The organism is Janibacter indicus (genome assembly GCF_900176385.1).
In the GTDB taxonomy this organism is placed as follows: domain Bacteria; phylum Actinomycetota; class Actinomycetes; order Actinomycetales; family Dermatophilaceae; genus Janibacter; species Janibacter indicus.
In genome coordinates, this window is sequence record NZ_FWXN01000003.1 from 303110 (window position 1) to 315829 (window position 12720).

At 73.2% G+C, this 12720-nt stretch carries 11 protein-coding genes; 6 read left to right on the forward strand and 5 right to left on the reverse strand.

Translation table 11 applies throughout. The annotated features are described in order from the left end of the window. The first annotated feature begins 59 nt into the window (after positions 1–59). The 5 genes from B9B60_RS05080 to B9B60_RS05100 all read left to right on the forward strand — a co-directional run bounded on the left by B9B60_RS05080 (position 60) and on the right by B9B60_RS05100 (position 6923). Entirely contained in the window at positions 60–902 is an 843-nt protein-coding gene (locus B9B60_RS05080) for a PHP domain-containing protein (RefSeq protein ID WP_084450111.1), read from the forward strand. After that, positions 899–2239: a DUF2252 domain-containing protein gene (locus tag B9B60_RS05085; RefSeq protein WP_234993743.1), complete on the forward strand. Its 1341-nt coding sequence runs from the start codon at positions 899–901 to the stop codon at positions 2237–2239. The genes B9B60_RS05080 and B9B60_RS05085 overlap by 4 nt, the downstream gene beginning before the upstream one ends. A gap of 89 nt (positions 2240–2328) precedes the next feature. After that, on the forward strand, positions 2329–3102 hold the full coding sequence (locus B9B60_RS05090; RefSeq protein ID WP_084450112.1) for a ParA family protein: 774 nt from the start codon (positions 2329–2331) through the stop codon (positions 3100–3102). A gap of 3 nt (positions 3103–3105) precedes the next feature. After that, the gene (locus B9B60_RS05095) at positions 3106–5223 is read left to right on the forward strand and encodes a glycosyltransferase family A protein (protein ID WP_084450113.1); all 2118 of its coding nucleotides are present in this window, start codon (positions 3106–3108) and stop codon (positions 5221–5223) included. Then, complete coding sequence (locus tag B9B60_RS05100) at positions 5220–6923, forward strand: glycosyltransferase family protein (protein WP_084450114.1); 1704 nt, start codon at positions 5220–5222, stop codon at positions 6921–6923. The genes B9B60_RS05095 and B9B60_RS05100 overlap by 4 nt, the downstream gene beginning before the upstream one ends. Positions 6924–6929: 6 nt before the next feature. On the opposite strand, the gene B9B60_RS05105 is transcribed toward B9B60_RS05100, so the two are convergent. Then, positions 6930–8606 carry a glycosyltransferase family 4 protein gene (locus tag B9B60_RS05105; RefSeq protein WP_143445436.1) on the reverse strand — a complete coding sequence of 559 codons (1677 nt, stop codon included), beginning with the start codon at positions 8604–8606 and terminating at the stop codon, positions 6930–6932. A gap of 163 nt (positions 8607–8769) precedes the next feature. After that, entirely contained in the window at positions 8770–10311 is a 1542-nt protein-coding gene (locus tag B9B60_RS05110; protein ID WP_084450116.1) for a DEAD/DEAH box helicase, read from the reverse strand. Positions 10312–10526: 215 nt separating this feature from the next. Between B9B60_RS05110 and B9B60_RS05115 the strand changes: the two genes are divergently transcribed. Next, complete coding sequence (locus B9B60_RS05115; protein WP_084450117.1) at positions 10527–11228, forward strand: ferritin-like fold-containing protein; 702 nt, start codon at positions 10527–10529, stop codon at positions 11226–11228. Between the two features lie 86 nt (positions 11229–11314). Here B9B60_RS05115 and B9B60_RS05120 read toward each other — a convergent pair whose 3' ends face one another. From B9B60_RS05120 to B9B60_RS05130, 3 genes are all read right to left on the reverse strand, one after another. Continuing rightward, positions 11315–11584 carry a GlsB/YeaQ/YmgE family stress response membrane protein gene (locus tag B9B60_RS05120; protein ID WP_327078569.1) on the reverse strand — a complete coding sequence of 90 codons (270 nt, stop codon included), beginning with the start codon at positions 11582–11584 and terminating at the stop codon, positions 11315–11317. Positions 11585–11725: 141 nt separating this feature from the next. Beyond that, on the reverse strand, positions 11726–11944 hold the full coding sequence (locus B9B60_RS05125) for a DUF3107 domain-containing protein (RefSeq protein WP_072623903.1): 219 nt from the start codon (positions 11942–11944) through the stop codon (positions 11726–11728). Positions 11945–11987: 43 nt separating this feature from the next. Continuing rightward, on the reverse strand, positions 11988–12641 hold the full coding sequence (locus tag B9B60_RS05130; protein WP_084450118.1) for a TetR/AcrR family transcriptional regulator: 654 nt from the start codon (positions 12639–12641) through the stop codon (positions 11988–11990). Positions 12642–12720 lie beyond the last annotated feature (79 nt).

The following is a 12720-nucleotide window of genomic DNA, read 5'->3' on the forward strand; positions in this document are numbered from 1 at the left end:
CGTGCGAAGGGGGCGGCAGGTTGCCTCGGGCTGTCGGCCCGAGGTCATAGGGTGCATATGTGATCGACCTGCACACCCACAGCTCCCGCAGTGACGGCACCGACGCGCCCGCCGAGCTGGTGGCCCAGGCGGCGCAGGCCGGGCTGGGCACGCTGGCGATCACCGACCACGACACGACGGCCGGATGGGAGGAGGCGGCCGAGGCCGCCCGGCGGCACGGTGTCGCCCTCGTGCGGGGCGCCGAGCTGTCGACGCGTCACCGCTGGCGCTCGGTCCACCTGCTCGCCTACCTCTTCGACCCGACCGACGCGGCCCTCCTCGCCGAGATGGCCCGCATGCGCGACGACCGGGTGCCGCGCCTGCAGCGCATCGTCGACCGGATGGCGGCCGACGGCTTCGACGTCACGTGGGCCGACGTCATGGCGCAGGTCGAGGAGGGCGCCTCGCTCGGTCGCCCCCACCTGGCCGATGCGCTCGTGGCCAAGGGGATCGCGGCCCACCGCAACGAGGTCTTCGACCAGTGGCTGCACAACGGCTCCGCCTACTACGAGCCCCACTACGCGGTCGAGACCGTCGAGGCCGTGCGGCTCGTGCGCGCCGCCGGTGGGGTGCCGGTCGTCGCGCACCCCTTTGCCACCAAGCGCCAGCGCTCGCTCGACGGCGACGACGTGGCCGAGCTCGTCGAGGCCGGCCTGGCCGGCATCGAGGTCGACCACCGCGACCACGACAACCCGGGGCGGGCCCTTGCCCGCGAGCTCGCCGACCGCCACGACCTCGTGCCTACCGGCAGCAGCGACTTCCACGGCGACGGCAAGACCAACCGCCTCGGCGAAAACACCACGGCGCCGGAGTCCCTCGCCCGCATCGAGGCGCTCGCGACCGGCGTGCCGGTGCTGCGGTGACCAGCTCGCCGGGCAGCGCCGCAGGCGAGGACGAGCGCCGGCAGCACGTCGTCGAGACGCTCGAGGCGGCCTTCGCCGACCTCATGGCGGCCTCGCCCGACGCCTTCCGGGTGAAGTTCCGCAAGATGGCCGACTCTCCCTTCGCCTTCTACCGGGGCAGCGCCTGCCTCTTCCACCGCGACATGGTCGACCTCGACGAGCCGTGGGCCGACGAGCGGACCTCGCGCATGTGGATCCACGGCGACCTCCACCCCGAAAACTTCGGCACCTACGTCAACTCCCACGGCGAGCTCGTCTTCGACGTCAATGACTACGACGAGGCCTACGTCGGACCCTTCACCTGGGACCTGCGGCGCTTCGTCGCCGGTCTGGCGGTCATGGGCTGGCGCAAGGCCCTGCCCGAGCAGGCGGTGCGCGACCTCGCGGCCACCTACCTGCGCAGCTACCTCGAGCTCGTCCAGGAGTTCGTCGACGGTGCCGACGACACCGAGTTCGCGCTGCGGCTGGGCAACACCGACGGCGCGGTCCACGCGACGATCCAGCGGGCCCGACGCAACAGCCGCGCCGGGATGCTCGACGCGATGAGCGAGGTGACCGACGAGGGGCGGGTCTTCACCGACGGGGTCGGCGTGCGGCGCCTCGACGACGCCGAGCGCGAGCAGGTCCTCGAGGCCTACGGTCGATACCTCGAGACGATCCCCGAGGCCAAGCGCGCCGAGCACGAGACCTTCTACGAGGTCAAGGACGTCGTCGGGCGGTCCGGCTTCGGCATCGGCAGCGCCGGGCTGCCCGCCTACAGCCTGCTCATCGAGGGCTACAACGAAGCCCACGAAAATGACGTCGTCCTGTCGATGAAGCAGGCCAACCGCCCCGCGCTCGCCGACGTCGTCGACCTGCCGCGGGCTCGCGAGCTCTTCGCCCACGAGGGCGAGCGGACCGTCGTCAGCCAGCGTGCGCTGCAGGTGCACGCCGACCCGCTCCTCGGCTACACGACCGTCGACGGGGTCGGCTACGTCGTCGACGAGGTCTCGCCCTACGAGATCGACCTGTCGTGGGTCGACCTGCACGAGCCGGTCGACATCGAGCCGGTCGTCGTGGCCCTCGGGCGGGCGACGGCCAAGATCCACTGCGTCTCCGACGCCGACAGCGACCACACGGTCGTCGACTTCCACACCGAGGCAGCCATCGCCGAGGCGGTGGCGGGTCACGAGGAGGAGTTCGTCGAGCAGCTCGTCGACTTCGCGATCGACTACGCCGACCGGGTCCGGGCTGACCACGCACTCTTCGTCAGCGCCTTCCGCGAAGGGCGCATCGGCGCGGTCGACGCCGTGCGGTGACGTGACCGGCGCCGCGGGGTGGCGTGCCCCCCGCCGGGCGCTGACCTGAGAGGATGGCGGCGCATCCCGACGGACGGAAGGGCCCACACGTGGCACGCGCGAAGAAGGCGGCGATCATCGCGGTCGCCAACCAGAAGGGGGGCGTCGCCAAGACGACGTCCGTGGCCTCGATCGGTGCCGCGATGGCCGAGCTCGGCCGGCGGGTCCTCCTCGTCGACCTCGACCCGCAGGCAAGCCTGACCTTCAGCCTCGGCATCGACCCCGACGCGGTCGAGCTCTCGGTCAACGAGGTCGTCCTCGGCCAGGCCGAGATCGGCGACGCGATCCTCGAGGCGAGCGACGGCATCGACCTGCTGCCCTCGACGATCGAGCTCGCCGGCTCCGAGGCCCAGCTGCTCACCCGCCCCGGGCGCGAGTTCGTCCTCCAGTCGGTGCTCGAGGACGTGCGCGGCGACTACGACGTCATCCTCCTCGACTGCAGCCCCAGCCTGGGGGTGCTCACCCTCTCGGCGCTCACCGCGGCGACCGGCCTGATCATCCCGATGCAGGCAGAGATGCTCAGCCACCGCGGCGTCGGCCAGCTCCTCGACACGGTCAAGGACGTCAAGCGCCTGCTCAACAAGAAGCTCAAGACCATCGGCATCCTCCCGACGATGTACGACGGCCGCTCCAACCACTCCCGCGAGGTCCTCGAGGACCTCGGCACCCGCTACAAGCTGCCGGTGCTCTCGCCGCCGATCCCGCGCACGGTGCGCTTCGCCGAGGCGCCCGCCGCCGGTCGCTCGATCCTCGACACCGCCCGCTCCAGCAAGGGCGCGACCGCCTACCGCGAGGTCACCGAAGCCATCCTCGCGGCGATCTGAGCCGTGCCGACCCTGCAACGCGCCCGCACCCTCGCGGTCGGCGGCCTGCGGGCCGTCGTCACCGGTGACCCGGCCGCCCGACGACGGGTGATCGACCCCCTTCGCGCCCGGCTGCGGCCCACCCCGCTCACCGGTGCCGACCCGCTCGTCGCCAGCTATGCCCGAGGTGCCGAGCAGATCGGGGTCGACGACCTCGTCGCGACCGGCCACCGCACCCGCTCCGCCCTGCTGCGCGACGCGGCCCGGCTCCTCGCCGAGCGCACGGGCGCGCCGAGCTGGCGGGCCGGCTGGGCCGAGCTGCTCGTCACCAGCGGCGACGCCGACCTCGCCCGGACCGGTTCCGCGGTCTTCCGCGAGCTCGTCGACGACGGTCACGCGGGTGCCCTGACCGGGCGGCAGTGCCTGCTGCACGCCCACACGCTGCTCGCCCGGCAGACCGAGGCGGGGGAGGGCGCCGCCGTCCTCGCCGCGCAGCTGCCCCGGCTCACCGCCCTCGGCGACGACGAGCGCCTCGACCTCGAGACCGACCTCGCGCATCCCTCGATCACGGGCGACCGCGACGCCTGGCTGGAGCTGCTCACCCGCCGGTGGCGCGAGGCTGGGATGCTCGTGCCGCGGCTGCTCACCGACGCCGAGCTCGCCGCCGTCGTCGGGCCGCAGTCGGTCGCGGCCTTCGGAGACGACCTCGACGTCTACGACCGGGTCGGTCCCGACGCCGACGAGCTGGCGGCCCGCCGCGCCGGGCTGCGCGAGCGGGTCCGTGAGGCCACCGGCCGCGACGTCGACCCCGACGACCTGCCTCTGGTCAGCGTCGTCGTCACCGCCTACCGCCCCGGCCCGTGGCTCGCCACGGCGATCCGGGCCCTGCTCGACCAGACCTGGTCGCGCCTCGAGGTGCTCGTCGTCGACGACGCGTCCGGGCCGGACTTCACCGACGAGATCGCCCGCATCGCCGCCCTGGACCCGCGCGCCCGGGTCATCGCCCGCGAGCGCAACGGCGGGGCCTACCGTGCGCGCAACCTCGGTCTGGCGCAGGCGCAGGGGGAGTTCCTCGCCTTCCTCGACGCCGACGACTGGTGCCATCCCGAGCGCATCGAGCGGCAGGTGCTCCCGTTGCTCGCCGACCCCGAGGTCGTCGCGACGCACGCGCTCGCGATCCGGGCCAGCGAGGACCTGCGGCTCGCCTGGCTCGGCTACCCGGCGGTGCGACACAACGCTGCCGGCCTCGTGATGCGGCGGTCCACGCACGAGCGGGTGGGCAGCTTCGACGACGTGCGCAAGAGCGCCGACAGCGAGTACAACGCCCGCATCGAGGCGGTCACCGGGCAGGTCCCCCCGATGGTCACCCCGCCCCTGCAGATCACCCGTCTGCGCTCGGGGTCGTTGTCCCGCAGCGACTTCGGCGTCGGCTGGGGCATCGGCGCGCGGCTGGCCTACCGCTCGGCCTACAAGGCGTGGCACCGTCAGCTGGCCACCGCCAGGACGAAGGGGGAGCTGCCGCCGGTCGCCGCCGGGGCCGACGTCCCCCAGGATCTCGTCCTCGACTGGGCCACCCGCCACGGCGAGTCCGACCCCGAGCGCGACAGTGCGCCCGGCCGCCCCTTCACCGCGCCACACGCGTGGATCTCGACGCGGCCGCTGGCTCCCTTCGACGTGCTCGTCGTCGACGACGCCGCCGACACCATGGCCGACCCCCACGAGCTGCGCGACGTGCTCGACGAGCTGCTCGACCTCGACGTGCGCATCGGCCTGCTGCACCGCGAAAATCCGGCGCGGCTGCGCCTGTACCGCAAGGGCCTGCTGCCGGCCGTCCGCCGGCTCGTCGACCACGCCGACGACCTCGTCCAGGTGCACCCCGAGGAGCCCGTCGAGGCCGCGGTGACCTGGGTCCGTCGGGCCGAGGCGCTGGCCGTCGGACGACCGGCTCCCGAGCTGACGACCGGTGAGGTCGTCGTCAGCACCCCGAGCGGCGCCCGCACCCACCTCGTCGAGCCGGCCTGGACCCGGTCCGCCGTCGAGGCCGAGCTCGTGACGTGGGGCGTGCCGGCCGGCAGCGCCCTGTGGCTGCCCGAGGACGAGGCCCGAGCACGGGTCCACCAGCTTGCCGAGGAGATGCGATGAGTGCCCTGACCGGACCCGCCAAGGCCGTCCGCGCGGCCGTGCGCGACGCGACCGCCACCCCCCGTGCCCGACGTGCCCGGAGCCGGCGGCAGGCGCGGGTCACCGCCCCGGTGTCCCCGGAGCGACGCTCCCGGGAGCGGCTGCGCGTCGAGGTCCACGCCTCCGACCGCGTGCGCTCCGGGCTGGCGAGCCAGTGGCTCATCACCGACGAGGACCCCGACGCGGTGCTCGTCGAGGTCGACGCGCGATCGAGCGTGACGGTGGCGGCCCCCTTCGGTCGGCAGCGGGCGGCCGTCGCGGGCGTCGAGGTGCCGGTCATCGTGTGGGTGACGAGCAGCGCCCGGGTCGTCGCCGACGACGTCGCGCGTCTCGTCGAAGGCGTCACCGCACCCGTGCACATCCACGTCGACGACGCCGCGAGCATCCCCGAGTGGGCCGCCGCCCTCGGCCGCGCGGTGCGTCACCTGGCGCCGGCCGTCGATCACACGGTCCACGCGCCCTCGCTCGTCGGCGCGACCGAGGCACGCGAGCAGGTCGTCGCCCTCGTCGGCGACGCCGAGGTCGACCTCGACCGACTCGCCCCCGTGCAGCCGCAGCGGCTCGACGTCATCGGCGGCGACGACGCGGCGAGCGAGCTGCCCGGCGACCGACCGGTCCTCGGGCGCTACCGGGCCGCGGCGCTGGTCGCCGACCGTCCCGTCGCGCCGTGGCACGTGCTCGAGGCCGCGGCGGCCGGCACGGCGGTCGTCGCCACGGGCGCCACGATCGACCGGCTGCCCGAGGCCCTGGCCGAGCACATCTGCCGGGTCGAGGACGACACCCAGCTGGCGCTGCAGGTGCGCGCGCACCTGTGGCAGGACGAGCTCGTCGACCGGGTGGGTCTGCCGGCTGCCCGCGCTGTCCGCGGCGGGCACACCTTCGCCCACCGGGCCGCCGACCTCGAGGCTCTCGTCGGCCGCCCCCGTGACCTGCGGCAGGCGACGGGTGCTCCCTTCGACCGGAGCGTGAGCGCGGTCATCTCGACCAACCGCGCCCACGAGCTCGACACCGTCGCCGACAACATGGCCCGGCAGTCGCTGCGCGAGAGCGGGGAGCTGCAGGTCGTCCTCGTGCTCCACGGGCTCGACGTCGACGTCGCCGACGTGGAGGCGCGCTTCCGGGAGCGGGGCATCGACCAGCTCGTCGTCGTGCCCGCCGACTCCTCGCTCACCCTCGGCGCCTGCCTCAACCTCGGCATCGACGCCAGCGACGGTGCGCACGTGGCCAAGATCGACGACGACAACTTCTACGGGCGGCACTACCTGCTCGACCTCGTCGACGCGCTGGACTACTCCGGCGCGGGCATCGCGGGCAAGTGGGCGCACTACACCTGGCTGCGCAGCACCGGCGCGGTGATCCTGCGCTTCCCGCGCAGCGAGCACCGCTTCGAGCGGCTCGTCCAGGGCGGTTCGATCCTCATGCAGGGCGAGGTCGCGCGGCGGTTGCGCTTCTCCGACCTGCCCCGGGCCGTCGACACCGACCTGCTCAACCGCGCCCAGGCGGCCGGGGTGCGGACCTACTCGTCCGACCGCTTCAACTACGTGAGCATCCGCGGGACCGACCGGCACGCGCACACGTGGACCCTTGAGGACGCGTCCTTCATGAACGCCTCGAGCCGGGTGGTCTTCTACGGCGACCCGCGCGAGCACGTCGACGTCTGAGGGCGGTCACCGGGGCCAGGCGCGGGCGCCGAGCACCTGCTCGTACACGTCGGCATAGCGCTGGCCGTTGGCCGCCCACGAGCGCTCGGTCTCGACCCAGGCCCGCCCGGCGGCCGCGAGCTCGGCCCGGCGCTCCGGGTCGCCGGCCAGTCGCTCGAGCGCGTCGGTCAGGGCGACGGCGTCACCCGCGGCGAAGGACTCTCCCCACGCGCCCTCGCCGGTGATCTCGGTGAGGGCCGGCAGGTCGGAGACGAGCACGGGCAGACCCGTGGCCATCGCCTCGAAGGGCTTGAGCGGCGTGACGAGGCGGGCCGCCTGCTCGTCGACGCGGGGGACGACGAAGACGTCGATGAGGGCGTAGTGGTCGAGGACCTCGTCGTGGGGGACCCGGCCGGTGAAGACCACCGCGTCGCCGGCGCCGACGGCCTCCGCGTGGGCCTCGAGCTCGGCGCGTCGGGTGCCGTCGCCGACGATGAGCGCGACCGCGTCGACGCCGCGCTCACGCAGGGCGACGGCGGCGTCGACGAGCAGCTCCTGCCCCTCGCGGTAGTGGTCGAGGTTGGAGACGTAGCCGAAGACGAAGCGGTCGCGCAGGCCGTAGGCGTCGACGAGGTCGTCGCGTCGGGGGCGCGGCGCGAAGGCCTGGGCGTCGACGCCGTTGGGCACGACGTGGACCCGGTCGGCGGGCACACCGCGACCGATGATGTCCGAGCGCATCGACTCGCTGAGGGTGATGACCGCATCGGCGGCCTGCATGCACCGGGTGTCGGTGTCGCGCCGACGACGGTAGGTCTCGGCGGACTCGGCCCGATCGAGGTCTTGGCTCCAGATCGCCTCGAAGAAGCCGCGGACCTCGTAGACCCATGGGATGTCGAGGGCGTCGGCGACGGCGCGCCCGACGAGGGCCGCCTCGTAGCCGCGGCCGCCGGAGTGTACGTGGAGCAGGTCGGGGGCCTCCTCGGCCACGGCCGGCAGCAGGGCGCTCGCGTAGGCGTCGAGGTGGCTGTCGACCCGCTCGTCGCCGGGCACGTGCTCGCGCAGCAGGTGCCGGTGGCGGATGCCGTGGACCTCCTCGACCTCCGGGGCGTCGCCGCCGGGGAAGTCGAGCGCCGTGATCGCCACCGGGTCCATGCCGGCCTGCACCTGGGCGGCGAGGTTGTAGCGGGTGCGCACCGAGTAGCCGGACTGCCGGTGGGGCAGGGCGATCTTCAGCAGGTGGACGACGCGGCGGCCGCCGCCGGGTGCGGTGCGCTCCTGGCGCGTGCGGGCGGCGCGGACCGCGGCGGGGTCGAGCGAAGGGGACCACGTCGGGTCGGTCTCGCGCAGTCGTCCCTCGACCTGGTCGAGCGCCGCGGCCAGCCTGGTGCGGGCCGGGCCGGCGAGGCGGGGGGTCACGGCGAGCTGGGCGCGGGTCACCTCGGCCTGCAGGCTCGGCTCGCCGGCCCGCGAGGCGCTGCGGCGGGCCTGGTCGAGGAAGCCGGAGTCCCGGCCCAGCGCGTCGACCTCGCGACGGACGAGGTCGACGGCGCTGGCGTGGTCGCGCTGCTCGGTCAGTGCCGCGAGCCGCGCGGTGACCTCTGCCGCGCTGCTCCCGTCGGAGGCCGTCGGGCGGGGACGCAGGCGCTGCAGGGTCGCGTAGGCCCGGCGGGCGGCGCCGCGGGCGAGGCTTCGGGGGTCACGCACCCGAGGCAGCCTAGTTCGCCGGGCCGAAGGGAGCCGGGAGGCGGGCCCCCTTCGCGCTGGGCAAGGGAAACTGCCCCTCCGCAAGGGTTTGAAACTCTTGCGAAGGGGCAGTTTTTCGGGTCACCCGAGAATCGGGAGACGCGTGGGACGAAGGGAGGAGCGCTCAGCTCTCCGAGCCCGAGGCCTGCGACTGGCCACCGCGGGTGCGGCGGCGGTTGCGGCGACGACGGGGACGGGACTCGCCGTCCCCCTTCGCCTCGGTCTGGCCGGAGCGCTCGCCACCACGGCCACCGTCGTTGCCGCGGCCGCCGGAGCCACCGCGTCCGCCGCCGGAGCGACGACCGCCGGACTTGCCGGTCTCGCCGAGGTCCTCGAGGCGCTCGGCGTCGAGGCCCTCGCGGGTGCGCTGCCCGCGGGGGAGGCGGCCCTTGGTGCCCTCGGGGATGTCGAGGTCGGTGAAGAGGTGCGGGCTCGAGGAGTAGGTCTCGACGGCCTCGGGGATGCCCAGGTCGAGGGCGCGGTTGATCATCGCCCACTTGGTCTCGTCGTCCCAGTCGACGAAGGTGACGGCGATGCCCGTGTTGCCCGCGCGGCCGGTGCGGCCGATGCGGTGGACGTAGGTCTTCTCGTCGTCGGGGCACTGGTAGTTGATGACGTGGGTGACGTCGGTGACGTCGATGCCGCGCGCGGCGACGTCGGTGGCGACGAGGACGTCGACCTTGCCATTGCGGAAGGCACGCAGCGCCTGCTCGCGGGCGCCCTGGCCGAGGTCACCGTGGATCGACGCCGCGGCGAAGCCCCGGTCGGTGAGCTCGTCGGCGACCTTGGCGGCGGTGCGCTTGGTGCGCGAGAAGATGATCGTCAGGCCGCGGTCCTTGGCCTGCAGGATGCGGGCGAGCATCTCGACCTTGTCCATCGCGTGCGCGCGGTAGACGAACTGCTCGATCGCCTTGACGGTGTGGCTGTCACCCTCGCCGTCCTCGCTCATTGCGCGGATGTGCGTCGGCTGGGTCATGTAGCGACGGGCCAGGGCGACGATCGCGCCGGGCATCGTCGCGGAGAAGAGCATCGTGTGGCGGGCCGGGGAGGTCATCGCCATGATCTTCTCGACGTCGGGCAGGAAGCCCAGGTCGAGCATCTCGTCGGCCTCGTCGAGGACGACCGTCTTGGTGCCCGACAGGTCGAGGTGGCGCTGCTGGGCCAGGTCGATGAGGCGACCGGGGGTGCCGACGACGACGTGGACGCCCTTCTTCAGCGCCTCGATCTGCGGCTCGTAGGCGCGACCACCGTAGACGGTGAGCACCTTGATGCCCAGACGCTTGCCGGCGCGCTCGAGGTCGGCGGCGACCTGGCTGGCCAGCTCACGGGTCGGGGCGACCGCGAGGGCCTGCGGGCGGGTGTCGTCGGACTCGAGGTCGATCCGGTTGAGCATCGGGACGCCGAAGCCGAGCGTCTTGCCCGTGCCGGTCTTGGCCTGGCCGATGATGTCGTGGCCCGCGAGGGCGACGGGCAGGGTCATCGCCTGGATGGGGAAGGGGTGGATGATCCCCGCGTCGGCGAGCGCGTCGACGATGTCGGGGTGGACGTCGAAGTCGCCGAAGGTCTGCTGCGCCGCCTCGGGCGCGGTGCCCTCGACGTCGGGCGTGGCCTGGACGGCCTCGCGCTCGGCGTCGGACGCGGGCACGGTCGTGTCGGTGTCGGTCATGGAATCTCTCGATCAGCGTGGACGACGCATCGCGCGCCGTGGATGGCACGGGCCGATCGGAGGTGAGTCAAGCGGTCTGCCGCCACGTGGGGCGACCGCGCCGGACGTCTCGTCCGGGGCAAAGGATGCCGACCGGGCACCGCTGGTCGTCGTCATGCTACCCGCGACCCCCTCCCGGAGCCGAAACGAGGCCGGTGCGCCACTAGGCTGCGACCATGAGCGAGCAGGTTCCCCCTTCGTCCGTGCCCGAGCTCGGCGACCGCGAGCGCGAGGGGACGATCGAGCTCCTCGGGGTCATCGCCTACGGCTCGATCTCCGGCTTCACCCGGATGGCGGCGGACTCCGAGATGGCCCGTGACCTCGTCCTCAAGCGGGCGCTGGCGAGCATGGCGGTGCGCGAGTTCCAGAGTCACGAGCAGCTGTGCGATCACATCGTCGCCCTCGGCGGCGACCCGGTCGCCGCGATGGCGCCCTTCGAGGACGCCTTCGAGGCCTACCACGCGCGCACCCGACCGCGGGACCTGCTCGAGGGCATGGTCAAGGCCTACATCGGTGACGGCATCGCGCGTGACTTCTTCGTCGAGATCTCGCGCTACGTCGACCCCTCGGCCCGGGCGGTCATCGAGCAGACCGGTGGCCTGCAGGCCGACCGCGACACGATCGTCGCCGCGGTGCGCCGCGGCATCAAGGCAGACCCGCGCCGCGGTGGCCCGCTCGCGCTGTGGGGCCGACGGCTCATGGGCGAGGCCCTCACCCAGGGTCAGGTCGTCGCCGCCCAGCGCGAGGCCCTCAGCGAGCTCGTCCTCGGTCTGAGCCACGACCGGCCCGGCGCCACCCTCGAGGAGGTCGGCGAGCTCATGCAGCGGCTCACCGACCGGCACCAGCAGCGGATGGCCCGCCTCGGCATGTCGGCCTGAGGCGCCTGCCGTCACCGTCCGCAGCCCCACGACATGACGAAGGGGGGTCCCGCCGAGTCGGCGGGACCCCCCTTCGCTGTGGTGCGTCAGACCTGCTTGCGGCCGACGACCATGCCGTAGACGACGATCAGGACCGCGGCGGCGATGACGCCGAGGATCAGGGCGATCCAGTCGATCCCGCTGGTCGTCTCGTTGCCCGACAGCGCCGTGTAGGCCCAGGACCCGATGAGCGCTCCGAGGATGCCCAGGATGACGGTGACGAGCGTCGAGATGCTCTGCTTGCCCGGCAGCACGAGGCGGGCGAGGGCGCCGATGATGGCACCGAAGATGACGGTGACGATGATGGTCCACAGCACAGCAATCACTCCTTCTTGCGCCCGACAGGGGTGAGCGGACGCGCTCAGGTAGCCCGTGCGGGCTCCGTGACCAACATAGACTCCTGAGACGGGTGGGGCGAATCTCAGGAAGTGACGATTTGGGTGCGGTGGCCCCGGCGATCAGGCGCCGAAGCCCACCCGACCACGGCTCGGCTCGCCGACCTCGACGTAGCCGAGCGCGCCGGCGGGGACCATGACGCGGCGGCCCTTGTCGTCGGTGAGCACGAGGGCGCCACCGTCGAGCGCGGCCTGCACGGCGGCCTCGATCTCCGCCTCGGAGCCGCTCGCCTCGAGGACGACCTCGCGGGCGACGTTCTGGATCCCGATCTTGACCTCCACGGTCACTCCTTGGTTGTCGGTGCTGTGACTCGCGCTCATCGTGTCACTCCTGCCCGGACGTGCCACGGTCGGGGTCGCCCATGCGGTTGACGGGGAAGGAGCCGATGCCGCGCCAGGCGAGGTGACCCGCGGCCTGCGCCGCGACCTCCAGCGGGAACTGCGTGCCGTGCGCCAGCCAGGTGCGGGCCATGACCTGCGCCGCGCCGGACATCGCCAGGCCGAGCATCTCGGCCAGCTCGAGCGGCAGCGTGGTGTCCTGGATGATCCGCTGGGCGATCGCCTCGCCGAGCTGGGCCTCGAGGGCGTCGATGCGGTGGCGCACCTGGGGCTCGTTGGTCAGGTCCGACTCGTAGATCAGGCGGAAGGCGCCGCCCTCGTCGGCGACGAAGGTGAAGAAGGCGCGGACGGTCGCGTAGACGCGCTCCTCGTGGTCCTCGCTGGAGTTGAGCGCCTCGAGCACGAGCGTCTCGAGGTGGTCGCACTGGTTGTCGAGGAGGGCGAGGTAGAGGTCGAGCTTGCCCGGGAAGTGCTGGTAGAGCACCGGCTTGGACACCCCGGCCTCGTCGGCGATGTCCTCCATCGCGGCCGCGTGGTAGCCCTTGGAGACGAAGACGGTCAGCGCCGCGCCGAGCAGCTGGGCCCGTCGCTGGGCGCGGGGCATCCGCTGGACGCGGGTGCCGGTCGCGTGGGAGCTCATGGTTCCTCCGAGATGAGTGGCCCACCGTGTGGTGGGTCACAGGATCCTACTGCGCGGTAGTGACGGCTCGTGCGCCGGG